Consider the following 25943-nt stretch of genomic DNA (forward strand, 5'->3'; position numbering starts at 1 on the left):
CCGCTCAACCAACGCCCGCATCAACCCGAACAAGCTGCAATAGATCATCGAACGGCATCGGTTTAGCAAAATAGAAACCTTGAAACTGATAACAGGCCATCTGCTGCAGTAGCTGTAGCTGCTCCTTGCTCTCGACCCCCTCAGCGATCACCTCCATATTCATCGATCGCGCCATCTGAATAATCATATTCACAATAACGCGCGAGGTGTCAGTGCAGTTCATCTCTTTAACAAACGATTGGTCAATTTTTAGCTGATCAATCGGCATATTCGCTAAATAGGCTAATGAGGAGTAACCGGTGCCAAAGTCGTCTAGCGCAATCTTCACCCCTAAGCGGCGAATTTGAGTTAACTGCTGTCGCACCACCATCGGATCGTTAATCATTGAGGTCTCGGTTAACTCCAGTTTGAGCCACTTTGGCGCAAGATGGTAGTTATTGAGCTGCTGCTGTAACTGATCGACAAAGTCGGGTTGAGCTAACTGCATGGCACTGACATTCATCGAAATAGCCTTAAAACTGCTCAAAGTGCAGCCGTGTAACAGTTGCACGCTATCGCGCACTGTTCGTTGCAGTACCCAGTTACCGATATCGAGAATAAGATTCGACTTTTCGGCCAGTGGAATAAACTCCGCTGGCGAGACAAACTCCCCGTCACGATGCCAGCGCAGTAGCGCCTCGGCCCCTATCAGCTGCTGTTGCTGGTTATACTGCGGCTGGTAGTAGAGCTCTAGCTCGTCACGACTAACCGCATATCGTAGCGCAATGTCGAGCTGATGGCTCTTGTAGGCCGCCTTCTGAATATCGCGAGAGAAGAGCTGAAACGAATTAGCGCCGCTAATCTGCCAAGCGCTCTCAGCTGCCAACCACCCTTGGTGCAGAATCTCCTCCGGCAGCGTGCGCGACTGAGGTAGAGTAGTAACACCCACCGTCGCACGGGGGAAAAAGTGTTCGCCGCTGTTACCAAATCCGGCCTGCAGCTCCTCGAACAGACTCTCAACCACCCGAATGGCATGGTGATAGATGGAGTGATTCGGCGCTATTTCGGCCAGTAACACAAAGTTACCGCTACCTAAATAGCCGCTCTCTAGTGGGGTTGAGTGTAGCTGATGCAGCAGTTTAGCCACTTCAATCAGGAAATTTTCCATCTCCACCCGACCGATATTGACCTGTAGCTCATTAAACTGCAATAGATGGATATAAAATAGCAGCGCCCTCTTATGCTGCCGCTGTAGCAGCCCCTGCTGCCGATGCAGCTTCTCCAGAAAGAAGCGCTGGTTAGGCAGATTGGTAATCTCATCGAAACGGCTATGGTAGTTTAGCTGCTCCTCAGCCTCACGAATATCGCTCAAATCGGTAAAGGTCGCCACATAGTGGGTCAACTTCCCCTGCAGATCCCTAACCGCAGTAATGCGCAGATATTCGGGATAGATCTCACCACTTTTGCGCCGATTCCAAATCTCGCCACTCCAGCTCCCCTGAGCTAACAGACTCTGCCATAGCTGCTGATAGAACTGCTTATCGTGCTGCCCCGATTTCAGTAGTGAAGTCGATTGGCCGACCACCTCACTATTCAGATAGCCGGTAATACGGCTAAAGGCCCCATTGACGCGCAAAAATCGCGCCTCAGGTGAGATAATCGCAATCGCCTCATGAGTCTCAAAAGCGACAGCGGCGATCTGTAGCTCCCTGCGGCTCTGTTCGATTTCGGTCATATCGATGCCGGTTGCCACCACATAGGCCACCTCCCCATCGCTATCGAGTAGGGCGCTATTTGACCACTCTAACACCACCTCATGACCATCTTTACAGAGCCAAGGGTTAATATGGTGGCTAGGGAAGTTGCCTGCCATGAGGGAGTGGAAGACCTGAATCACCTGCTGCCGCGCCCGCTGGGGGATCACCCACTCCCATACCGGCTGGCCGACGATCTCCTCCCTCGTAAAACCGGTGACCCTCTCGGCGGCCCGATTAAAACAGACGATACGCCCCTCACTATCGATGACAGTGACCACGGCCGCGACGGTCTCCAATAGCTCGGAGGCAAACCTCTGGCTCTGTAACAGACAGCGATTTATCACTCGTTTAGCAACTAAGGTGCAGACTGTAGGGCAGAGGCGATTAGCTGCGGCAGAGCAGCATTGGCCCCTAAATGGGTGGCGACGCGAAGAGTCACCTGAGGATACTTGGCGATAATGGGTGCCATCTCCGCTGGAATATCTTGCACCACATGGCGGCCTGCGGCCAGAAAATAGGGGAAAATCTGAATCTCGGTCGCCCCGCGCTGAATCAGAGACTCTAACCCCTCGGCAATTGAAGGCTTGGCTAACTCCAGAAAAGCGGCATCGACTAACGGTACGCTCTCCCCTAATAGCTCGGCAATATGGGTAGTTAACGCACGCACCTCATCATTAGAGGCGGCGCGACGGCTACCGTGAGCCGCGAGTAAGATAGCTTGCATAGAACTCTCCTGTCTTATCTCATTGTCTAAAAAGGCTCTACTCAGCCAGACCATACCAGACCTGACCGGCCCGTTGCTGTTTCAGTAGTTGCAGTCCACAACGGGCCATATCGGCCTCCTGCTGCGGCGCGTCACTCTCAAAGTAGAGCACCCCCTTCGGGGTCAATAGCCGCTGCTGCTGTAACAGCGTTAGGGCTTGTGGCAACAGACCAGAGCCAAAGGGCGGATCGATAAAAATAATATCGAACGGCTGCTGACAAGCAGAGAGATAGGCTAGCGCGTCACTCTGCACCACCCTCGCCTGCTCGCTAGCTTGTAACAGAGCAAGGTTACGCTGCAACTGCTCGACCACCGCCGCACTGCGATCGACAAACAGACTCTCTACCGCACCACGAGAGAGCGCCTCTAACCCCAAAGCACCACTACCGGCAAAGAGATCGAGACAGCGCGATGAGGCGATAGAGCCCTGCAACCAGTTAAACAGCGTCTCTCGCACCCTATCGGTGGTCGGGCGCAGCCCTGGCAGCGCCAGTACCGGCAACTTTCGGCTACGCCACTTGCCGCCGATAATGCGTAGCTGATGGCTCCTTGCCATAGTCGCTAGTTTGACTTAGGGGCGCTGCGTCGACTGGGCATCGTTAAACTCTTGCCCCGCCCCAACAGAGACGATTAGCGCCGCTCTACCCTTTAGGCGCCGTTGCCAGGCGTCACGAATCTGCTCTAGTGTCACCGCCTCGATCTGTGCGGTAAAGGTGTCAAGATAGTTAATCGGAAAGCGGTAGAAGGCCATGACGGCGACATAGCTGAGAATATCGCTATTAGAATCGATCTTAAGCGGAAAACTGCCACTGATATTCTTTTTCGCGGCAGTGAGCTCCGCCTCAGTCGGCCCCTGCTCAATAAACTCATTTAGCGTCTGCGCTAGCACCTCTAGTGCATAGGCTCGTTGGCTATTTTTAGTCTGCAACCCCATCACAAACACCCCACCGAGCTCTAGTGGGCTAAAGTAGCTATAGGCGCTGTAGGAGAGGCCCCGCTGCTCCCGAATCTCATCGCTAATGCGCGATACGAGCCCCCCGCCGCCCAAAATATGGTTACCGACATAGAGGGCAAACTTATCCTTATCACCGCGAGCATACCCCTCCATGCCCCACATTAGGTGGCTTTGGCTACTCTCATGGGCAATATGGTGCTGTTGTGAGACTGTGAGCGGTTTGACCACAGGCAGCTTCGATACCGGCTCCCCCGGCGGCAGGGCTGCCGCTAGGCGATTAGCGTAGCGTTTAGCCTCGGCGGTCGATAGCGCCCCGACAATGACCATCAGACCGTGGCTGACACTATAGTGGTGCCGATAGAAGTCGAGTAGCTGCGGTTGCTGTAACGCCTTCACCGAGCTGGCCTCGCCCACAACGGGCGTGGCGTAAGGGTGGTCGGCGTAAACATGGCGGTAGAAGGCATCAGATAGAATCGAGGCGGGGTTCTGCTGCCCCATCTCGATACTGGTTAATATCTGCTGGCGCACCCGCTCTAGCGCCTCTGGAGGGAAGTTGGCACCTTGTAACAGCGCCGCCATCTGGCTAACGGCCTGGGATACAATGTTCTCCTCTGCTAACGAACGCAGCGATACGGTCGCCATATCGCGACTAGCGTTAAAGCCGGTGATTGCCCCTAACGACTCAAACTGCTGCGCCACCTCATCGGCACTCCACTTCGCCGTCCCCTCCTCGATCATAGCGCTGACAAAATTAGCGATACCGCTGAGGGTAGCGTCACGACGACTGCCGGCATCGAACACTAGCTCTATATCGACCATCGGCACCGACATAGCCGGTACAAACCAGACCGGCAGGCCATTATCGGTCTGCCAAGTCTCGATTTGGGGGGTAGCGTTCGCGATAAGAGGCAGTAACAGTAGCATTGATAATAGTCGTCTCATCTCAACTCTCCTGCTCTGGCAGCAGCCAAGCGACAGTGAGCCGACTATCGATCAAGTACTCCTGCGCCACCTGCTGCAACTGTTGAGGGGTAAGCGCTTGTAGCTGTTCGATATAGCTATCGGCGAGCTGCCAATTGAGCCCAACCGTCTCTAACATCCCGATCTGCATCGCCTGATAAAAGAGCGAATCCTGCTCATAGACTTTAGAGGCGATGAGTTGCGTCTTAATTCGCTCTAGCTCTTCAGGCTTGACCAGCTGCTGCTGTAGCTCGGCCACTTGGCGTTTTAGCGCCTGCTCTATTTTAGCCGGAGTGACCCCGTCAACCGGTACCCCCTCTAGCAGAAAGAGTGAGTCGTGACGGGCGTAGAGATCATAACCGGCACCGGCTGAGGCGGCCAGCGCCTCCCCCCTCACCAGATCGCGACTTAAACGGGCGCTATCGCCACCATCGAGCACATAGGCTAAAAGCTCTAGGGCGTAGCTCTTCCACGGCGCATCGCTAGTGCGCAGAACGGGCACTTGATAGCCCATCAGCACCAGCGGCACTTTAGCGGCAGCGCGGACGGTCAACCTACGCTCGCCATACTGAGGGGGCTCCTGTCGCTGTTTAACCGCCGTGAGTTGGCTGGGGGGAAGATTACCGAAATGGCGTTTAGCCAGCGCAAACACCGCCTCAGGCTCCACATCGCCAGCCACGACTAACGTCGCGTTATTGGGGGCGTACCAGCGCTGGTACCACTGCTGTAGATCGTCTAGCGTTAGCTGTTCCAGATCGCTCATCCAACCGATAATCGGTTGCCCATAGGGGTTATTGTTAAAGGCGGTAGCCATAAACTGCTCATAGGTGAGCGCCGTCGGTTTATCGTCGGTTCTCAGCCGCCGCTCTTCGATCACCACCTCTCGCTCGCGTTTAAAATCGTCCGCCTGCAGCCGCAGATTGCGCATCCTATCGGCCTCCAGCTCAAAGGCGATCTCTAGCCGACTACGCTCTAACTGCTGAAAGTAGGAGGTGTAGTCGCGACCGGTAAAAGCGTTCTCCTTACCGCCATTGTCGGCAATAATGCGCGAAAACTCACTACCGGGAACTTTGTCAGTCCCCTGAAACATCATGTGCTCTAACACATGGGAGATACCGGTCGCGCCGCTCGGCTCATAGCTAGAGCCGATCTTATACCAAATTTGTGATACCACCACCGGCGCACGGCGATCTACTTTGACAACGATCTTCAGGCCGTTATCGAGCTGATATTGGTGCACGGTAGAGGGCGGCATTGGGGCCGCAGACAACGAGACACTAAACCACACTAGCAGTAGCTGGGCGGCTGTAGCGATCGAAATGGCGAATAGAGACATGTCGTGAGGGCTCCTTCATAATCAAATTTGACCAATTTTGCCCTGTTAGTGTGCCATCGGCTACCATTTTTTCAAGCCTTCCCCCCTTAATTGCACAAAGTGGTACGATATGGGCCTAACCTTTGTAACTGCCTCAACCCTATAAGGAGCGAATTTATGTTTGGCTTTGGCAAAAAAAGAGCCGCCGTTAGCGATGATGTAATCCCCACCGAACCGCCGGCAACAGAGAAGAGTCACGGTCTTCTAGGGCGGCTCAAACAGGGGCTCAAAAAGACCGGAGAGATTTTAAACAGCGATGTTCGCGATCTGGTTAAACTGAAGCGGGAGATCGATGATGAGCTGATAGAGGAGCTGGAGACGCAGCTTCTTAGCGCCGATCTCGGCATTGAAGCGACCGCAGAGATTATCGATACCCTATCGCAGCAGGTCTCACGCAAGGAACTGAAAGATGGTGAAGCGCTCTTCAGTGCCATGAAGCAGTCGATGAAGCAGCAGCTACAGCGAGTCGAGGCTCCTCTGGTGATCGACACCCACAAGCGGCCCTATGTCATTCTAGTCGTTGGCGTTAACGGTGCCGGCAAGACCACCACGATCGGCAAATTGGCCAAACACCTGCAGCAGCAGGGCAAGCGGGTACTCTTAGCTGCCGGCGATACCTTTCGCGCCGCCGCCGTAGAGCAGCTTCAGATATGGGGCGAGCGTAACGATATCGAAGTCGTCGCTCAAAAGGGGGGTGCCGACTCCGCCTCGGTCATTTTTGATGCCATAAGCGCCGGCAGAGCTAGAGAGGTCGATGTGGTGATTGCCGACACCGCCGGCAGACTCCATACCCAATCTGGTTTAATGGATGAGCTAACGAAGGTGAGGCGGGTGAGCGGTAAACTCGACGCCACCGCTCCGCATGAGGTACTGTTGGTGCTAGATGCCGGTATTGGCCAAAATGGGGTCAAACAGGCTGAACAGTTTGACCGTGCGGTAGGGGTGACCGGTATTGTCTTAACCAAACTTGATGGCACCGCTAAGGGGGGAGTCATTTTCGCTATCGCTAATAAACTCCGTATTCCGATCCGCTTTATCGGGGTGGGGGAGCAAATTGACGATCTGCGGCCATTTAACGCTGCCGACTTTATCGCTGCGCTGTTTGATGAGTCGTAAATAGCCCCCAGGGCCTCTAGGGGGGGCTAAACGATAAACTACTGGTTAATACGCCCAACCGCACAGCTCACAAACGATTTGGCCTTCGCCCCGACCGAACTTAAACCGTGCAGCGTATCGACTTCGGGATAGCCCATCGCTGCAAGCGCCTCGCAATAGCGCTGGCGATCCTCGTTTTGCCCCTCAATCGCAACGACCCCCTCTTCAATGTTAACAGTCACCCCCTCAACGCCCTCTAGGGCACCCATTTTGGTCACAATGGTATTGGCGCAGCCGCCACACTTAATGTTCTCTACTGCAATGGTTACATTCATCTCTCTCACCTCTTCTGTTTCAGAACGCTAGACTCTAACGGTCTTGTAGAGGCTATGTCAATTAGCACTCAGCGGCAACACAATTTTCATCACGGATTAATTAACCTGTCACATTTTTACGGCACTATGCCGACTAATTTGTACTACACCTAGGAGTCAACCATGCCTAAATCCCCCTTCGCCATTACCCTGTTAACCTCTTCAATTGTGCTATCGTTAGGGGTCGCCCTCTCAGGCTGTAGCGCTACGGCCGAACAGAGCTCGCCTGCCCCTGTGAGCACAAGCAAGCCGATGACGGCCCCAAAGAGCGAAGCGCCGGCCATGATCATGGAGGTCTATGAGATCCACCATGAAGGTCGAATTAATCTCTTCTACGATAAGGCGCTCTACCATGAGTTTGCCCAGTTACATGAGACCCCCTTTCGCCTAACCCGTATCGGTGCTGGCCCTAACGGGGAGACGGTAGTCTTCGGTCTCACGGACAAAGATAAGAAAAAACCAGACAATGTTGACCTAGTCAAGCTGTTTGATGGCAAAATGGCAGCGCCCGCCGACTTTTATGGCGAGATGCGGATGCATGGTCGCATCTATGTATTTGATAACTATGAAGATATGAAGCAAGTCAGGCAGGTTGGTGAGCCGAGCTACTTCTACTCTGAAATCGGCTCCGGCCCTAACGGCGAGACGGTCAAATATGTGCTTAACAGCAGCAACAACAAAAAGCGTCCCGATGCGCTAATTGCCAAATTCAAAGCGCATAACCGCTAGAGCGCCTTACCCTCCTCTCACTCTTACTCTCACTGGCAGCCTCGGGGGCTATCGTTTGTATGTCGATAACCATCAATCTGCCCGCTCCGTTTTGCTCTTCTCCTCTCTCAAACATGACGAGTCGTGCCCGCACCCTAGCTTGGTGCGGGCATTTTTTCACGCTCAATCGACCCTAAGCGATCATGCAACTCCCTAACGAGCTGACGATTCTGTTTCAGCCTATCGTCATGATCCATCAACAGACAATTCTTGGCTATGAGGCTTTTATTCGGGGTCCGGCCAACTCGCCCTATATTAATCCACAACTGCTATTTGAACAGGCACAACACCAAGGACGCGAGGCGGTTATCGATCTGGAGATCTACTGCCACCTTCAGGTCATTAAGCAGTTTGTTAGCCTAGAGTTGCCAGGAAAACTCTTTCTCAACAGTACCCTGTTTCACCACAACCCCCTCTACCACTATACCGCTGCCGATATTGTCGATATCGCCGCCGGTAGCGGCCTTCATCGCGAAAAGTTGGTCGTTGAGCTTAAAGTAAATGGCGATTTTAACGCTAGTGACACCGAACACCAAATTGCGCTCTGTCACCAAAGTGGTATTCAGCTATCGCTCTATCAGCAGGCCTACATTGATAAGTTGACCGCTTATCAGGGCGAGATGCCCGACTATATTAAATTTAATCGCCATCTGATTAACGATATCGCCGCCTCACCCGAGCGACAACAGCTACTACAGCAGAGCATCACCCACTGGGAGGTGCAGGGAGCCCCCCTAATCGCCGAGGGCGTTGAGTCGCGTGACGACTTTCGCTACATCGCCAACAGCGGTATCGCCGCCGCTCAGGGCTACTACTTCAGTCGTCCCTCAGCCTCCCCACCTCGTGCCCTAAAGTTAGAGCTCTTCTGCACTAGCGAGGTCGAAATCAACCGCTCACAAGCGACACTATTAAATGAGACGGTGGCTATTTTAAGCACTCCAACCCCCTCAGTCCCCCCCGATACGCTCCTCAACGAAGTAGAGCAGCTATTCCGTCACCATCAGACGCTCCAATCGATTCCGGTGGTCACCGACACAGGTCAACCGCTAGGGTTAGTGCGGCGCCAGCACCTCTACTCACTCTTTGCGCTACAGTATGGCCGTTCGCTCTACGCTAAAAATCGGGTCACCACACTGATCGATGAGGATACGGTCACGCTCGATGCCCATACCCCCATTACTGAGGCCAGTAGCAAAATTACCGCAGTGATGCAGCAGCAGGTCGAGAGCGATTTTATCATTACGGAACGGGGGCGCTATCTTGGTATCGGCAAGGTGATTGAGCTGCTACGGCGAATTACCGAGCTACAGGTACGCAACGCCCACTATGCTAATCCGTTGACCCTGCTGCCCGGCAATGTCCCGATCTATGAACACTTTGAGGGCTGTGTTCGCGACGGTATGACCTTTGTTGTCGCCTACTGCGATCTCGATCACTTTAAACCGTTTAACGATATCTACGGTTACAGCCAAGGCGATGGCGTCATTCGCAAAGTGGCCGAGATTCTGCTCGAACATAGCGGTTCGGCCACTGACTTTGTCGGCCATGTGGGGGGAGATGATTTTATTATTATCTTTCGTAGTATCGACTGGAAGCGCCGCTGCCATAAAATCTTAGAGCGTTTCGCCGCTAGCGTCGCCGAGTTCTACGCTAGCGATGACTATCAGCGTGGCGGTTTTTACGCCAAAAGTCGCCAAGGAGAGATGACCTTCTACCACCTGCTTAGCCTCTCTATCGGCGCAGTCGAGATCAACCCCCACCCCGAAATGACCCACCACGATATCTCAACGCTAACGACTGAGGCCAAAAAGGGGGCTAAAGCAATAGCGGGTAACTCGCTCTATGTCCGTACCTATACTAAGGCGTCGTAAATGCTTGATCGACTCCTGCGCCTCTACTGGACGGTAAAACGCAAAACTCGCCTAGTACGATTTTTTAACGGGTTAAACTATTTAGGCCGTCCTGGTAAGGTCTTCTTTCCAGTCGAACTCATTGACCAGGGGCTAGAGCTAATTCTGTCGGGGCTAAATAACACCCTCGCCATACAGTGCAATCTCGATTGGGTCTGGCCTTGGTGGGTCGAACAGCAGCAGAATCCGGCCAAGGAGTCGTTTATCCCCACTGGGATCAATCTGGTCACCACCAACTTATCGCAACGCAACTGGTGCTCTATCGGCGTCTATGGTAGCTGCCACGAAAGCATGGTCGATCCGGTCGGGATGTTAACCCTCCACCCCTTTGGCTGGTCGCTGCTCCCCTATCTTCGCCTAGAGCAGCAGCTCTACCTGCCACCGACACTCTCTCAGGCGGTCAGACAGTCGCTGCTGCATGAGGATCTGCCGGTTATTATCACCCACTACCCTATCGACAACTCCCCCTTACAGTGGCAGACCACCCTTCGAGCGCTCGAAATCGACGGCGAGGAGCTCATTGAGATGACCCAACAGTGCCATAATCGCGGTACCACCCCCCTCACCATTACCCTCGGCTTCTCTATTCGCCCCTATAATGCCCTCACGGTGGGTCACATTCATAGCATCGGCTATAAAAAGCGCCTCTGGCGAGTCAATGGCCATGCGGCGGTGCTCTTTTTGAGCGAACCTAATCGCCACTCAGTCTCTGGACGACAGGGGGGCGATCCGATCTACTACCCGACTCCCCAGAGCTATCCGCGCCACGCCTCCCGCTCTGGGATTGCCGCCGGTATCTCGGAGTACGATCTGAGCTTAAATGGCGGCGAGAGAGTTGAGATTACCGCCCTAGGGATGGTGCATAAACGGAGTCGCCGCGCTAATAATCAGTTTCGTAATCTCCATCTCGATAGCCTCAAGCGGGCACGAGAGCGCGATCTGGCGCTACGACAGCAGTGGCGCGAACGAGGTATGATGCTACAGCTACCAGACGCTAGCTGGCAGCGGCTCTTTTATGCGCTAAAAAACCATCTACCGGTCTTCGATGATGGCAGCCACTTCTCCCCCGGTACCTTCTTCTACCATAGCCACTGGTTTCGCGATAGCAGCTTTATCGCCACCGCCTTCGACTGCCTAGGTTTAGGTGAGGTGGTAGAACCCAAATTTACCGACTACCTGCGCCGCCAGACCCCCTCCGGCTTCTTTCGCAGCCAAAATGGGGAGTGGGATAGTAATGGTCAGGCGATGGTGGCGATGGTAAACCACTGCCGCCGCTACGGAAAAACAGCCCTATTAACCCGACTACTGCCCGCGCTCCTAAAGGGTGCCCGCTGGATAGAGAGGATGCGCCTACCGCTACAGGAGGGGAGCGCTAAACCGCCCCACGCCGGACTGCTGCCGGCCGGCTTTTCGGCGGAGCACTTCGGCCCGAACGATCACTACTATTGGGATAACTTCTGGTCGCTCGCCGGATTAGAGGCAGTCGTCTGGGCGACCACAACGCTTAACCACCCGAAACGCCGCCACTATGAGCAGCTACTGAGTGAGTACCGCAGCGTGGTCGAGGCCTCCATGCAGCTCTCTCTTCAGCGAACGATGGGGGGGGTACTCCCCTGCTCCCCCTATCGGCGTATCGACTCTGCCGCCATCGGTAACCTAGTCGCCATCTCACCCTTAGGGCTCTTTCCTCCCGATAGCGATTGGGTCGGTGCCACGACCGACTATCTGTGGCAAAACAACCTCAGTCAGGGGCTGTTTTACCAAAAAATTATCCATACCGGCCTCAATGTCTATCTCTCGGTACAGCTAGCTAGAGTGATGCTGCTACGACAGGATTGGCGTTGGTTGGAGATAATGGCCGCCATTCAGAGCCACGCCTCGCCACTCTACACTTGGCCTGAAGCGATCCACCCGGCCACTGGCGGAGGCTGCATGGGCGATGGTGACCACGGCTGGGCCACGGCCGATGTGCTAATGCTGCTGCGAACGGCGCTAGTGACAGAGGAGCAGCAGCAGTTGTGGCTGGCGATCGGCGTTCCCATCGGTTGGTATGGGGAGGGGATGAGGCTCTCGCTAAACCACGCCCCGACCCAAGCCGGCTGGCTCGATTTTGCCATTGAGCAGCACGAAAAAGAGCGCGTTAAAGTGAGTTGGAAGCTAACCCCCCACCCCCTAGCCACCCCCATGCCGCTGCTCCTCCATCTACCACGATACCTTAGCGCCACCGAAGGGCTCACCCTAGGTGAGAGCTTCGATCCTAACTATCAGCGACTGCAACTGCCCTCTCCTGAAGGGAGTCTCTATTTACAGGCCGATGAGGACAAAAAGAGCCATTAACAGGCTTCACACAATATTCAATCCCATTTAATAGAGTTGTCACTCTCTGACAGCACAATAGCGCTCATCTATTTAACCCGTAGTAGTACCATGCCCCCCAGCCCCTTCTACCGACAGCTGCGTCTCGGTTACGATCAATTTCTGCTAGAGCAGTCTAACCGTTTCCCATCAGCAGAGACAGTTCGTATCGATCTCCACTGCCACGATCACAATAGCGATCGCCCCGATGAGCTCTATGGCCGCATTCTCAATCTGCCAGAGACTTGGTTAAAGACCAAAACCTTGATAAAGCGGCTCGCTAACCAGCGTTGCGATCTCTTTACCATTACCAACCACAATAACGCCCGCTCCTGCTGGAAGCTGCTCGATAAGGGGATTGATGTTCTGCCAGGGGCCGAATTTACCTGCCACTTTCCCGATCGACAGACCAGTATCCATGTTTTGACCTACGGCTTCACGCCAGAGCAGGAGAGCCACCTAAATCGGCTACGACACAATATCTACCACTTTGCCGCCTACGCCAATGAGCACTACCTGCCGACAGTCTTGCCACACCCCCTCTACTTCTACAGCCTTAAGCACCAACCGACACTTGAGCTACTAGAGCTGTTCGCCTGCCTATTTGAGCGCTTTGAGGTGTTAAATGGCCAACGAGGCTATTGGCAAAATGGTCTCACCCGCCACTGGATTGAGAGCCTGACCGAGGAGACGATTGACGCCTACGGCAAAAAGCACGGCTTAAATCCGTTCGATTTTTGTCGTCGCCCCTACCAGAAGCGGTTAACGGGGGGGTCGGATGACCATAATGGCATCTTTGCCGGTAGTTGCGGCACCTTAGTGAGAATCCCCGATCTAGAGCGGCGGTTACGACAGCAGAAGCTCTCTACGCTGGTTTTAGAGGGGTTAAGAGAGGGGGAGTTAGCCCCCTTCGGTAGCGTGGGTGAAGATGAAAAGCTTAGCGTCACCTTTCTCGACTACTTCGCCCAGGTAACGATGACGATGGATGATCCCGGGCTAATGCGGCTACTGCTATTTAATGCCCCCACAGAAGATAAGCTCTGGTGCCTAGCCATTGGTAACGCCATTTTTGAGCTGCGTCGGCATAAATATACGATGCAGTTTCTGCGAGCGTTTCACCACGCCCTGCACGGAAAAAAGCCGGGCAAATGGCTCAAGTGGAGCGTTAGTCGCGACTATAAGCCGGTTCTACTGCAGCTAGAGCAGCTAGCGAAGGCCGAACGCCAGCAACCCGAGCAGTTTCAGCTCCAGCTTCGCCAAACCCTGTTCCAAGTTCATAACGATATTTTGCAACTCATGCTGCACCGTATCGATAAAGGGGCCGCTACCCCTATCGACTTTAGCCATCTGCTCTCCCTCTCAACCGAAGAGCTAGGGGAGAGTCTGGAGCTACCGGCCCATCTGCGCCAACTCTTTACCCCCACTAAAAGCAAAAGAGGGAGTGCCGGCGAATCACAACAGCCGATGGCTAATTTCAACCCCGCAGAGCTAGTTGATCAACTCTCTTTCCCGACGCTCGCGCTGTCGCTACTACTCGGTGCCTTTTTTACCAGTAGTCGGGTAGTACACGCTAACCGCCCCTTTTTAAACTCTCTTGCAGAGCATCTACAGCAGCTACAACATCCCCAACGAATCTTATGGCTAACCGACACCTTTGACGATAAAAATGGGGTCTCTAACAGTATGCAGAGTCTGCTCAAGGCGATTCAACACCAAAACTACCCTATCGACATTTTGGTCTGCCACCCAACCCTACAGCCACAAGCGCATCTGTTAGTGGTGCGGCCGCTGACCTCAGTCACCGCGAGTCAACTCTCAGAGCAGCAGCTCCACCTGCCCAATCTGCTAGAGATTCAAAAACTATTTGAACAGCAAAACTATGATCGCCTACTCTGCTCGACCGAGCTCTTTATGGGGCCGGTAGCGCTCTATCTGCAACGCGCCTTTTCGGTACCGGCTTGGTTCTATATGCACACCGATTGGCTCGACTATCTTAAGTATAGTACTCGCCTAACACACGAGCTTAGAGATCGGTTTCGGCGCATATTGCGGCTATTCTACCGTCAGTTTGATGGCATTTTTGTACTCAACAGCGACCATAAAGCGTGGTTAGCTAGTCAAGATATGGGCCTCAAAGAGAGTCAACTCCATCTAACCGCCCACTGGCTCCACCCAAACTTTCGACAGCAGGTTGCAGCAACCCCGCTGCCGACACCCTATCGGCATGATCCACAAAGTGATCACACCCCAATCCTTATCTTTGTCGGTCGTTTGAGTGAAGAGAAGGGGGTGCTAAAAATTCCCTCAATGATGAAGCATATTTGCCGAGAGCTGCCCCAGGCTCAGATCTGGTTTGCCGGTACCGGTCCGGCCGAGGCCGCCCTACAACAGCTACTACCCGAGCCGCAGGCCCGTTTTTTTGGCTGGGTCGATAAGAGCAGGCTCATTGAGCTGCTACTTAGCGCTGATATGATGGTGATGCCCTCCAAATTTGACACCTTCGGTAATGTCATCTTAGAGGCGTTCCACTGTCACCTGCCGGTTGCCGCCTTTAACCTTAAAGGGCCGAAAGAGATTATCGGCCAAAGTGGTGGCGGAATTTTAGCCGATAGCAGCAAAGAGCTTGCCCAGCAGATCGTTGCAGTCCTACAGGATCACGACCAGCTACAGCAAATGCGCCAAGCGGCTTATCGGCGCAGCCTCGACTATAGTGAAGCACCGATTATGCAGCAGATGTTAACCGCAATGGGGGTATCCCCCCCTTTTTCTAAATCCAATCTAGTGGAGATATCATCAACATGACTCACAACACGCTCGATGAGACCGATTTTGCCAAACTGACCGAGCTCGCGCTATCGCGACGCAGCTTTCTAAAAGGGGGGCTCTATTTGGGGGCTGCCTCTTTTGTCACCGCTTCAGGGGCCTCTCTATTCGCCCCCGAAGTTCAGGCCACCACCACTCGCTGGCTCCCCTTTTCCCCCGTTGAAGCCAACAGCCATGACACCGTTACCGTGCCCAAAGGGTTTAAGTGGCAGAGTGTTGTTAGCTGGGGCGATCCGATGTGGTCAACCGGCGTCCCCTTCGACCATGCCAGCCGAGGCGATGCCGCCTCGCAAGCGCTCGCCTTTGGTGATAACTGCGATGGCATGACGCTATTCAACCACAACGGCCGCTCAATACTCGCCTGCAATAACGAATATGCTAACAACGAGATCATCTTCGGCAATCGAGCCTCTAACCGGCCAGAGAGTGTCGATGATGCCAAAAAGGGGATGCTGGCGCACGGAGTCTCTATCGTTGAGCTAAAAAATGAGGGGGGCCACTGGAAAGTAGTTAAAGATAGCTACTATAACCGCAAGATCACCCCTGAGACCCCGATGGAGATCACCGGTCCGGCGCGTGGTCATCTGCTAATGCAGACCGCCGCCGATCCAAAGGGTGAACTGACACTAGGCACTTGGAATAACTGCGGTAACGGCGAAACCCCTTGGGGCACCTATCTAACCTGTGAGGAGAATTTTCATGACTACTTCTCCAGTAGTGAGGCTGAGTTGGAGATCTCCGCTGAACTGAAGCGTTACGGAGTTAATACCAAAGATAGGGGCTACTCATGGGCGATGGTCGATGAGCGCTTTGATATCGCCAAACACCCTAACGAGCCGAATCGAGTCGGTTATGTGGTTGAAATCGACCCGTTAGATCCCTCCTCAACGCCAAAGAAACGCACCGCCTTAGGTCGCTTTAAACACGAAAATGCCGAGTTAGTTATCGCCCAGGATGGCCGTGTCGTCGTCTATATGGGAGATGATGAGCGCGGGGAGTATCTCTATAAATTTGTCTCTGCCAAACAATATAGCGAGATGGGAGATAACCGCGATCTACTCGAAGAGGGAGATCTATTTGCCGCCAAATTTAACCCCGATGGCTCTGGCGAATGGTTAGCCTTAACCCCTGAAACCACTGCTATGGCCTCACAGGCGGAGATCGCTATCTATACTCGTCAGGCCGCCTCTGCCGTTAAAGCGACCACCATGGATCGCCCCGAGTGGGTCGCCGCCCACCCTGTTAAAGCCGAGGCCTACTGCTGCCTTACCAATAACAAAAATCGTGGTATCAAACCGAATGCAGGTGGCGATCCTACCCCGGTTGGCGGCCCTAATCCGCGCCAAGATAACCGCTACGGCCAAATTGTCCGCTGGCAGGCTGCCAATGGTGATCACACCGCTGCCAAATTTAGCTGGGATCTGTTTGTGATGGCGGGCAATCCGACCGTTCACAGTGATAGCCGCAAGGGCTCGGACAATATCAATGCAGAGAATATGTTTAACTCCCCTGATGGCCTAAAGTTCGACTCCAGAGGGGGGATGTGGATTCAAACTGATGGCAACTACAGCAATCAAGAGGGGTTTGCCGGCATGGGTAATAACCAGATGCTGCTAGCGAATACTGACACTGGCGAAATTAGCCGTTTTATGGTCGGCCCTAAAGAGTGTGAAGTCACCGGTATCACTTGGAGTGCTGATCGTAAAACTCTCTTTGTCGGTATTCAGCACCCGGGGGAGAAGGGGGAGAGCCACTTCCCTGCCGGAGGAGATTCGGTACCCCGCTCAACAGTCATCGCCATTAGCCGAGAGGATGGGGGTGTGATCGGCTAGCCGCCCTCTCAAGTAGGGGCGGGTTTCAAACCCGCCCCTGGTTATGGTAGCGATATAACTACCGCTTCTGTTCGATAAACGCCACAATCGCATTGACCGACTTGAAGTTTTCGTAGTCAAGATCTTCGTTGGCGACCACAATGCCGTACTCTTTTTCAACAAATAGTACTAGCTGCATTGCAAATAACGAGTTGACCATGCCGGAAGCAAATAGATCGTGTTCGCCATCTACATCCGGATCACTCACAAACTGCCCTAAAAAATCACGAACATTGCTCTCTACTGCACCACTCACTTCTTCATCCCTCCCTGATATTGATAGAACCCTTCGCCACTTTTACGCCCTAACAGTCCCGCATCGACCATCTTCTTCAATAGCGGACAGGGGCGATATTTACTGTCGTTGTAGCTCTCCCACAACACCTCAACTGAATAGAGGATGGTATCGAGACCAATCAGATCGGCGGTCTCTAGCGGCCCCATCTTGTGGCCAAAACATTTACGGAAAATCTCATCGACCTGTTGGGCGCTCGCCACACCCTCATGGAGTAGATAGATCGCTTCGTTTACCGTTAACATTAATACCCGATTGGAGACAAAACCGGGCAGATCATTGACTACAATCCCCTCTTTACCAAAAGAGGCCAGAAAATCGAGGCCGATTTTAATCGTCTCTTCGCTGGTATGGTACCCCTTAATCACCTCAACCGTCGGCTTCATCGGGACTGGATTCATAAAGTGCATCCCGATAATTTTATCGGCTCGTTGAGTGAGTGAGGCTAACCGAGTAATCGAAAAGCAGGAGGTATCGGCTGCAACTCTCGCCTCAGCTGGGGCATATTGATCAATCAGCGGATAGACCGCCTGTTTGACCTCCCACTTCTCTGAGGCGTTTTCGACTACAAAGTAAACATCCTTTAATTGGCTGTAATCGGTGGTAAAGTCGATTCTCGCTAGGACAGTCTCGACCGGCTCCACTTTCGACTTATCTTTGGCGTAGAAGGCCGAAAAGCGGACATTATTGCTAATCTCTTGTCGAGTTTTACTCAACACCTCTTCACTAATGTCGATTAACACCACCTCATAGCCACTTTGGGCCAGATTTTGGGCAACTCCGCTACCCATGACTCCAGCGCCGACAACGCCAACTCTGTTTTGGTTCATTGATACTCCTTAAGGGTTTCATGGTTCATGGCAATTCACAGATACAACGCCGCGCATTGTACCGAACCACCGGCCACTGCGGTAGCTGTTTACGGCGATTGACTGAGGGAAGCGGCTGCGCTGCCAAAAGGATCCGTTTCAGTGGCGAATCTTAGAACTGTGCTATGATCGCCCCTTTCGGCTGTTTCACAGGGTAGGCTAACTCATGCCCCATAGTACAATTCTTAACGATATTCTCATCCTACTTAGCTGCGCTGTGGTGGCGGTGGCGCTGTTTCGGCGGCTGCAACTACCGCCCATTCTCGGCTATCTGGTGGTCGGCATCGCGACCGGCACCCATGCCCTCGGCTGGGTACCCCATGGCGAAGCGATAGAGCTTTTGGCCGAAATTGGGGTGGTGTTTCTGCTGTTTATGATTGGGCTGGAGATTTCGATCCCCCACCTAATTGCCATGCGTACAGCGGTATTGGGGCTCGGCACGGCCCAAGTCTTCATAACGATGAGTGTGGTGGCGCTTATCGCCATCGCCTTTGGCGTACCGACAGCGGCAGCTTGGATCATCGGCGGCATTATCGCCCTCTCCTCTACCGCTATTGTCGCGAAACAGCTTGTAGAGCAGCTAGAGATGCAGTCGCGCCACGGCCGTACCGTTCTCGGCATCCTGCTGTTTCAGGATCTAGCGGTGGTGCCGTTTTTGGTCACTATTCCGATCTTAGCCCAAAGCGGCGAGCAGTCGATGCTACAGCCGATGTTGTGGGCACTCCTAAAGGCGGCCATCGCCTTTGCGATCCTCTTTGCCGCCGGCCACTGGCTGCTGCGCCCCCTGTTTCACGCTGTGACCGCCGCCCGCTCAATTGAGCTCTTTACCCTCACCATTTTATTAGTGACGCTCACCGCCGCCGCCTTTACCTTTGAGTTAGGGCTGTCGCTGGCGCTAGGGGCCTTTTTAGCCGGTATGATGCTGGGCGAAACCGAATATCGTCACCAAATCGAGGCTGAAGTGCGCCCCTTTCGAGATGTACTGATGGGGCTCTTTTTTATTACCGTCGGCACTCGGCTCGATATCTCACTGGTCATCGAGGCTTGGGGGACGATTCTGTTATTAACAGTGGGGTTAATCGCCCTAAAAAGCTCGATTATTATCGCCATCGTTCGGCTCTCGGGACAGGAGCTGGGGGTAGCGGTGCGCAGCGGCGTCATTTTGGCTCAAGGGGGTGAGTTCGGCTTTGCTCTGTTAACTTTGGGGTTAAGTCAGGGACTCTTTGCCGATCAGATCACCCAGCCGATTTTGGCGGCGCTTATCTTTAGCATGATTATCGCCCCACTCATGATTCGTTTTAACGGTGCCATCGCCTACCGCCTCTGCCACGACTACCGCCACCACACTCTGACCGAAGCTCGCAATCTGGAGCAGGCGAGTGAGGAGTTACAGCAGCATGTGATCATTTGCGGCTTTGGCCGTATTGGGCAAAATCTAGCCAGTTTCCTACGCAGCGAAGGGTTTACCTATGTGGCGCTCGATCTCGATCCGAATCTGATTCGAGAGGCGTGGGAGGCGGGAGAGCAGGTCTTTTATGGCGATAGCCGTAGCCGCGATATCCTCCACGCTGCGGGTATCGATCGTGCTAGTGCGCTGGTGGTCACCTTCCACGACTACCATCTCGCCCACCATATTACGGCCACCGCCCGCCAGAGCGCCCCCCACCTAATGATTGTCGCCCGCACCTATGATGATCACCACTTTGACGAACTCATCGCCGCGGGTGCAAACGATGTCGTCCCTGAGTCACTTGAAGCGAGCCTCATGCTCGCGACCCACACCCTGCACCACTTAGGGGTAGAGCGGGAGGAAATCGACACCCTCATTGAGAGCACCCGTGACGAACAGTATCAGCGTTTAAGAACGGTCTTTCATGGTAACGAGATCGAAGATGAGATCGGTGGTGAGGAGCCACGCCTCCACTCCCTTGTCTTTCATAGCGATAGCCGCCTGTTAGGCACCGCACTTGCTGATCTTCATGCTAGCCACTACGGCGTGGAACTCATCGCACTACGGCGCCACGGGATTCATGGTGAAAACCCCTCCCCTAGCCTCACCCTTGAGGCCGACGATACGCTAGTGATTCGGGGACAACCGGCGGCGATTAACGCTTTTGAAAATAGCACACTGTAAGAGAGTCAAGCGCCATGGCAGACAAACCATTTCAGTTACAGACCGATTTTACCCCCGCAGGTGATCAACCCGAGGCGATAAACGCCCTCGTAGAGGGGTTGAGAAACGGTGAGGCGGCTAAAACCCTACTCGGCGTCACCGGCTCTGGCAAGACCTTTACCATCGCCAATGTGATTGCCGAACTCAACCGGCCGACGATGATTATGGCGCACAACAAGACCCTCGCAGCACAGCTCTATGGCGAGATGAAGGGCTTCTTCCCCCACAATGCCGTCGAATATTTTGTCTCCTACTACGACTACTACCAGCCCGAGGCCTATGTCCCCGCCAGCGATACCTTTATCGAGAAAGATGCCTCGATTAACGACCATATCGAGCAGATGCGCCTCTCGGCCACCAAAGCGCTCATGGAGCGGCGCGATGTCGTCATTGTCGCCACCGTCTCGGCCATCTACGGTCTCGGTGATCCCGACAGCTACCTAAAGATGATGCTCCACCTAGTTAAGGGCGATATTATCGACCAGCGGCAGATTTTACGCCGCCTAGCCGAGCTCCAATATAGCCGTAACGATACCGCCTTTGAACGGGCTACCTATCGGGTACGGGGGGAGGTGATCGATATCTTCCCCGCCGAAGCCGAAGCGGAAGCGATTCGCATCGAGCTATTCGATGATGAGGTCGAATCTCTCGCTTGGTTTGATCCGCTGACCGGCGAGCTGTTACGACGAGTGCCACGAGTGACTATCTACCCCAAAACCCACTATGTCACCCCGCGCGAGACAATGCTTGCAGCCGCCGAGGCGATTAAAGCGGAGCTAAAAGAGCGGCTAGAGCAGCTACGAGCGCAAGATAGACTGGTTGAGGCGCAGCGACTGGAACAGCGCACCCGCTACGATTTAGAGATGATCTATGAGTTAGGCTACTGCTCCGGTATCGAGAACTACTCCCGCCACCTCTCCGGTCGTAACCCCGGCGAGCCCCCACCGACCCTATTTGACTATCTACCCGCCGAGGCACTGCTGGTGATCGATGAGAGCCATGTCACTATCCCCCAAATTGGGGCAATGTATAAGGGAGATCGCTCTCGCAAAGAGAATTTGGTCAACTACGGCTTTCGCCTCCCCTCCGCGCTCGATAACCGCCCGCTTAAATTTGAGGAGTTTGAGCGGCTAGCGCCACAGTCGATCTATCTCTCGGCCACCCCCTCTCGCTACGAAAAGGCACACGGCGGCGAGCCGGTAGAGCAGGTAGTGCGTCCGACCGGACTTATCGATCCTGATGTGGAGATCCGACCCGCTACCACTCAAGTCGATGATCTACTCTCCGAAATCGCCCTCTCGGTCGCAAAAAAGGAGCGAGTTCTAGTCACCACCCTCACCAAAAAGATGGCGGAAGATTTGAGCGACTATCTGGCCGAACACGGTGTTAAAGTGCGCTATATGCACGCCGATATCGACACCGTCGAGCGCATGGAGATTATTCGCGATCTCCGTTTAGGCGAATTTGATGTACTCGTCGGCATCAATCTACTGCGAGAGGGGCTCGATATGCCCGAAGTGGCGCTAGTGGCGATTCTCGATGCCGATAAAGAGGGCTTTTTACGCTCCGAGACCTCACTCATTCAGACCATAGGGCGTGCGGCAAGACATCTGCGTGGCCGGGCGATTCTCTATGCCGATAAGATCACAGGCTCAATGCAACGGGCGCTGGAGGAGACTGAACGGCGTCGCCAAAAACAGCTCACCTATAATGCCGCCCACCAGATTACCCCCAAGGGGATCGAGAAGGCGGTAAAAGATATTCTCGAAAGCGGCCACTACCCCGCCGGCCACAAACCGACCAGAGAGCTTGCACAGGCGGCAGATCAGAGGGCTAGCTATACGCTAAAGAGTGAAAAAGAGCTCGAATCGGAGCTAAAACAGCTAGAGAGAGAGATGCTCGCCTGCGCTGACAATCTTGAGTTTGAAAAGGCCGCCAAGCTGCGCGATACCATTCGGGCGTTGGAGAGGGGGGCTCTGGGGTTATAAATCGTCAAAAGGCATGTATCTGGCCAAAAAACCAGCTAAAATAGCCCTCTTGAACCACTGAGGAGCCATCCATAGATGATGCGTTACGCTCTACTACCCCTTCTGCTGCTCAGCGGTTGCGCATCACTTCCGCCGCCGCAAGAGGGGATCCGTTTTATTGGCGCAGAGCACACAGAGGCGACCCTCTGTTACCACTATAGTCTGGAACAGGGACGACAGTTTGCCCGTAACGAAGTACGAAAAATGGCGCTAAAAGAGGCGATCGCAGCCTATCAGGTGACGATTCGCTCCAACTTCGTCAGCCGTACCCACTGTTTAGATAGCCAGTGTGAGCAGCAGATTGAAAACTACCTACAACAGGTGAGCGAACACGCCATTCAGAGGATGGAGACCCACTACTTTGAACCCTCTCATCGGCAGATGTGCATTGTCGCTACCATTAACTTTGCCGAATCGATGGATTCGGCCGCACGCGCGCTCGGTTTTGACGAGCCCGCCCCCTCCCCTACCTCTCCGCCGCCGAGAGAGTCGATTCGCTCCTGTGAACTTTTAGGTGCCTGCCATGATTAAACAACTACTTCCGCTACTACTCGGTTTACTTAACCTACCCACAGTCAGTGCCGATATCACTCGCCACTTTCCCGACTGCCCCGCCTTTCCGAACTACTGCATTGTGACCGGCTCCCCAGAGTACACCTACCACAAAATTGGCCAGTCACTCGCACAGATCGTCGCCGCAGATGCCGATCTTACCCTCACGGTCATGCCCGGTGGCTCGATCGAGAATATACAACGAATGCGCTACCAAAACGGGGTTAAACTAGCCATCGTCCAGTCTGATGTGATTTTGCACTATAAAAAATTGGCGCAACACAATCGCGAAGTAAACCAACTGCTAGCGCCACTACGGGTGATGTTACCGCTCTATCCGGAGGAGATCCATCTACTGGTTCGTGCCGATGCTAAGTTAGACTCCCTACGAGATATCGAACATAGCCGTATCGCCGTCGGCCCGAAAGAGAGTGGCTCAGGCTTAACCGCTGTCTCCATCTATGAGCTACTCTTTGGCCGTGCACCAGATAATATCCACTTCTTTGATAGCCACGATGAGGCCCTACGCGCAGTCACCATCGATGAAACGGCCGATGTCTGGGTGATGACGGTCGGTCAGGGAACCTCTCGGTTACAGTTCCCCGCCGAGGCGGCAGCGAGAATTAAGCTATTGCGATTTAATGCCGATGATCCTATCGAGAGTCGGGTACTGGATGGCCCCTATTTTAGGGAGACGCTCCACCAAAGCAGCTACCCTTGGTTAAGAGAGGATACTCCGGTGGTGGCAGTGAAGGCTTTTCTTATCACCCAAGCGTACCATCGCAATGAGACCCGCAATAACATTAATGCCTTAACTCGGTCGTTGTGCCGCAACTTTGCGCGGTTACAGCGCGAGATAGGATCGATTTGGCGTGACAAGCGCGGTAACCCAGTCCCGATCAAATGGCGCGATGTCCCGCTAACCGTCTCCCCGCTTCCCGGCGGATGGCAATACTCCGAGGATGTCTTAGCCGCCTTCGCAACAGCAGAGTGTGGCCTATTACCCCCCCCCGTCACAACCGACTCTAAAGCGAAGGCGGTGCGACCGGCTGCGACTCAGGGGGAAGGATGCAGTTCGGAGGAGATGCTGCTCGGTTTTTGTCCTTAGTCTGGCATCAGCCGCAGTACCGCTACAATCAGACCGCCTAAAATAGCGAAGGTATTGTTATTAGGAAAGGTGTTTCATGTTTTGGCTACCGTTTTAGAGTGTACAAAAGTATTAGGAGCATGGGCTGATTGCCCGACATTTAGCGCTGTTAATTCAATCTGACCATGCGGCTAGTTCAGTATGTTCTGATGATCGCAATATTGATGCCACATGCGCAATAGCCCCCGCTCAAAATCACGGGTAAACTGCCGAGCATCACAGAGTGGTGAATCGAGCAGCCGCTGGCGCAAATCCCGTCTTAGTTCAGATAACTGTTCCAGATGCCCACTGTACCACACTACTTTTTCGACATACGCAGCCTCCGAGTCAACCACCCAGTCCCCTAATCCCGCATTGACCAAGTGGCTGGCCGCATGACGACCAGCAAAGGTTGGTCTGGGCAGGGTCACGGTGGGCACCCCCATCCAGAGGGCTTCAATGGTTGTCAAACCACCGGAGTAGGGCCACGGATCAAGTGCAAGATCAATTTTGCCATAGGTATTCAATAGCTCTGCATGCGGTGAAAAGGTCTCAAAGATAATCCGTTCACTCGCCACCCCCTGTAGTTGAAACCACTGCCGCAGGCGCGTTTTAACAACAGAGCTACAATAAGCCTTGCCTTTAAGTAAAAGGCGGCTCTGTGGCAGTTGACGCAGAATCTTCGCCCACCATATCACCAGTTTTTGATTAATTTTGGCAGGATTATTAAAACAGCCCAAAGTCAACTGTCCGGTTTTCAGCGCCGGTAGTTCGGTCACCGGCGGCGAGATTTGTGGCGGTGAATAGCAGATATAGCTGTGTGGCATACGGTAAATCTGCTCTGTAAAACCGGCATCGCACCCCTCTGGCGTCTCAACTTCATCACTAATCAGCCAGTCCATCTGTTTAATGCCGGTGGTATTAAACAACCCGCCGACCCACTTCACCTGCACCGGTGCCGCCCGCATTACCGCTACCAGCGGTCGCCCCTGCATATGGCCTGCCATGTCAATTAAGATATCAATCTCATCACGACGAATCTGCGCGGTAATCGCCGCATCGCTTTGGTTTGATAACTCACGCCAAAGGACACAACATTGGCGCAGCCGGGCAGTCATGCGATCCGGTTTAGTGCCGAAGCTGTAGCCATAGAGCGCAAACTGTTCACGATTAAGCTGTTCAAACGCCGCTATCGATAGCCACAGTGCCGGATGGGTATGCAAAGCACCGGATAACAGACCCATCTTTAATGGCCGCTGGTCGGCTGTGGCTGTTTTAGTGATTGGTGGGTAATTGATAAAGTTATTTTCCCGCCACTGGCGAAATTGAACGGCTAGATCTGTTGCAGTGATATCCGGATGATAATGCATAGCACAGAGCAGATTACTGTGAGCCAGGGTGTAGTTACGCCTTAACTGTAATGTCTGCTGCAGCGTGGCGATAGCGGCATCAATATCCCCCCGATCAATCAGCACACTGCCCAGATTATTTCGGGCAGCCGTGTGATTGGGGTTTAACTGCAACACCCGCTCAAAGGCGGTTATCGCACCATCCATGTCACCGCTCAGTGCCAGTATATTGCCTCTGTTATAGTGAGCATCGGCATAATCGCTCTGCCCTGCAATAGCGCGGTCGTAGCAACTTAAAGCGGTCTTCATATCTCCGATCCGCTGATAGTAGTTGCCCCAGCTTAGCAGTAGTGGCGGATAGTCAGGACGCAGTGCATCGGCTCGCTCAAAAGCATCCAGCGAACTGGCGTAATCGCCTGATTCCAGCGAGAGAAGGGCATGCAGGTGGAACAGGTCAAACTGAATGACCTGCTTTTCGACCATCTCCCGGGTGATGGCCAGTGCCTGTTGCAATTCACCCTGACGGTAGTGATTTACCGCTCGGGTAAACTGCGCTGTATCAAACAT

Annotated in this window: 19 protein-coding genes; 10 read left to right on the plus strand and 9 right to left on the minus strand. The window is 53.8% G+C overall.

Annotated elements, in window-relative coordinates; all coding sequences use genetic code 11:
• Nucleotides 1–4: 4 nt before the first annotated feature.
• From D5085_15695 to D5085_15715, 5 genes are read right to left on the minus strand one after another with little or no spacing between them, the layout of a single operon-like run.
• On the minus strand, nucleotides 5–2080 hold the full coding sequence (locus D5085_15695) for a phosphodiesterase (GenBank protein ID QEP44444.1): 2076 nt from the start codon (nucleotides 2078–2080) through the stop codon (nucleotides 5–7).
• An 11-nt stretch (nucleotides 2081–2091) separates the two neighbouring features.
• Nucleotides 2092–2514, minus strand: a complete 423-nt coding sequence (locus D5085_15700) for a cobalamin biosynthesis protein CbiX (GenBank protein QEP44445.1) — start codon at nucleotides 2512–2514, stop codon at nucleotides 2092–2094.
• A complete protein-coding gene (gene rsmD / locus D5085_15705; GenBank protein ID QEP44446.1) occupies nucleotides 2498–3055 on the minus strand; it encodes a 16S rRNA (guanine(966)-N(2))-methyltransferase RsmD in 558 nt (185 codons plus the stop codon). The genes D5085_15700 and rsmD overlap by 17 nt, the downstream gene beginning before the upstream one ends.
• Nucleotides 3056–3070: 15 nt before the next feature.
• The gene (locus D5085_15710; GenBank protein ID QEP44447.1) at nucleotides 3071–4396 is read right to left on the minus strand and encodes an insulinase family protein; all 1326 of its coding nucleotides are present in this window, start codon (nucleotides 4394–4396) and stop codon (nucleotides 3071–3073) included.
• Nucleotide 4397: 1 nt separating this feature from the next.
• Complete coding sequence (locus D5085_15715) at nucleotides 4398–5669, minus strand: insulinase family protein (GenBank protein ID QEP45191.1); 1272 nt, start codon at nucleotides 5667–5669, stop codon at nucleotides 4398–4400.
• A 237-nt stretch (nucleotides 5670–5906) separates the two neighbouring features.
• On the opposite strand from D5085_15715, the gene ftsY reads away from it, so the two are divergent.
• Nucleotides 5907–6905 (plus strand): signal recognition particle-docking protein FtsY, encoded by a 999-nt coding sequence (ftsY, locus tag D5085_15720; GenBank protein QEP44448.1) that lies wholly within the window; start codon nucleotides 5907–5909, stop codon nucleotides 6903–6905.
• Between the two features lie 38 nt (nucleotides 6906–6943).
• Here ftsY and D5085_15725 read toward each other — a convergent pair whose 3' ends face one another.
• Nucleotides 6944–7219: a heavy-metal-associated domain-containing protein gene (locus D5085_15725; protein ID QEP44449.1), complete on the minus strand. Its 276-nt coding sequence runs from the start codon at nucleotides 7217–7219 to the stop codon at nucleotides 6944–6946.
• A 162-nt stretch (nucleotides 7220–7381) separates the two neighbouring features.
• On the opposite strand from D5085_15725, the gene D5085_15730 reads away from it, so the two are divergent.
• From D5085_15730 to D5085_15750, 5 genes are all read left to right on the plus strand, one after another.
• Nucleotides 7382–7987 (plus strand): hypothetical protein, encoded by a 606-nt coding sequence (locus tag D5085_15730; GenBank protein QEP44450.1) that lies wholly within the window; start codon nucleotides 7382–7384, stop codon nucleotides 7985–7987.
• 182 nt (nucleotides 7988–8169) lie between these two features.
• A complete protein-coding gene (locus D5085_15735) occupies nucleotides 8170–9897 on the plus strand; it encodes an EAL domain-containing protein (protein ID QEP44451.1) in 1728 nt (575 codons plus the stop codon).
• Entirely contained in the window at nucleotides 9898–12273 is a 2376-nt protein-coding gene (locus tag D5085_15740; protein ID QEP44452.1) for a hypothetical protein, read from the plus strand.
• A 36-nt stretch (nucleotides 12274–12309) separates the two neighbouring features.
• Nucleotides 12310–15093 carry a glycosyltransferase gene (locus D5085_15745; GenBank protein QEP44453.1) on the plus strand — a complete coding sequence of 928 codons (2784 nt, stop codon included), beginning with the start codon at nucleotides 12310–12312 and terminating at the stop codon, nucleotides 15091–15093.
• The gene (locus D5085_15750; GenBank protein QEP44454.1) at nucleotides 15090–16946 is read left to right on the plus strand and encodes a PhoX family phosphatase; all 1857 of its coding nucleotides are present in this window, start codon (nucleotides 15090–15092) and stop codon (nucleotides 16944–16946) included. Before D5085_15745 ends, D5085_15750 begins: the two co-directional genes overlap by 4 nt.
• Nucleotides 16947–17004: 58 nt before the next feature.
• Here D5085_15750 and D5085_15755 read toward each other — a convergent pair whose 3' ends face one another.
• Together D5085_15755 and D5085_15760 are read right to left on the minus strand one after the other, a co-directional pair.
• The gene (locus tag D5085_15755; protein QEP44455.1) at nucleotides 17005–17241 is read right to left on the minus strand and encodes an acyl carrier protein; all 237 of its coding nucleotides are present in this window, start codon (nucleotides 17239–17241) and stop codon (nucleotides 17005–17007) included.
• Nucleotides 17238–18110 (minus strand): 3-hydroxybutyryl-CoA dehydrogenase, encoded by an 873-nt coding sequence (locus tag D5085_15760; GenBank protein ID QEP44456.1) that lies wholly within the window; start codon nucleotides 18108–18110, stop codon nucleotides 17238–17240. Before D5085_15760 ends, D5085_15755 begins: the two co-directional genes overlap by 4 nt.
• Before the next feature lie 205 nt (nucleotides 18111–18315).
• Between D5085_15760 and D5085_15765 the strand changes: the two genes are divergently transcribed.
• The 4 genes from D5085_15765 to D5085_15780 all read left to right on the plus strand — a co-directional run bounded on the left by D5085_15765 (nucleotide 18316) and on the right by D5085_15780 (nucleotide 24009).
• A complete protein-coding gene (locus D5085_15765; GenBank protein ID QEP44457.1) occupies nucleotides 18316–20283 on the plus strand; it encodes a potassium transporter KefB in 1968 nt (655 codons plus the stop codon).
• A gap of 14 nt (nucleotides 20284–20297) precedes the next feature.
• Nucleotides 20298–22310 (plus strand): excinuclease ABC subunit UvrB, encoded by a 2013-nt coding sequence (gene uvrB, locus D5085_15770; GenBank protein QEP44458.1) that lies wholly within the window; start codon nucleotides 20298–20300, stop codon nucleotides 22308–22310.
• Between the two features lie 75 nt (nucleotides 22311–22385).
• Nucleotides 22386–22880 carry a hypothetical protein gene (locus tag D5085_15775; GenBank protein QEP44459.1) on the plus strand — a complete coding sequence of 165 codons (495 nt, stop codon included), beginning with the start codon at nucleotides 22386–22388 and terminating at the stop codon, nucleotides 22878–22880.
• Nucleotides 22873–24009 (plus strand): TAXI family TRAP transporter solute-binding subunit, encoded by a 1137-nt coding sequence (locus D5085_15780; protein ID QEP44460.1) that lies wholly within the window; start codon nucleotides 22873–22875, stop codon nucleotides 24007–24009. The genes D5085_15775 and D5085_15780 overlap by 8 nt, the downstream gene beginning before the upstream one ends.
• A 170-nt stretch (nucleotides 24010–24179) precedes the next feature.
• On the opposite strand, the gene D5085_15785 is transcribed toward D5085_15780, so the two are convergent.
• Nucleotides 24180–25943, minus strand: coding sequence for a tetratricopeptide repeat protein (locus D5085_15785; GenBank protein ID QEP44461.1), 1764 nt, complete (start codon nucleotides 25941–25943; stop codon nucleotides 24180–24182).

Source organism: Ectothiorhodospiraceae bacterium BW-2 (assembly GCA_008375315.1).
GTDB lineage: Bacteria > Pseudomonadota > Gammaproteobacteria > Thiohalomonadales > Thiohalomonadaceae > BW-2.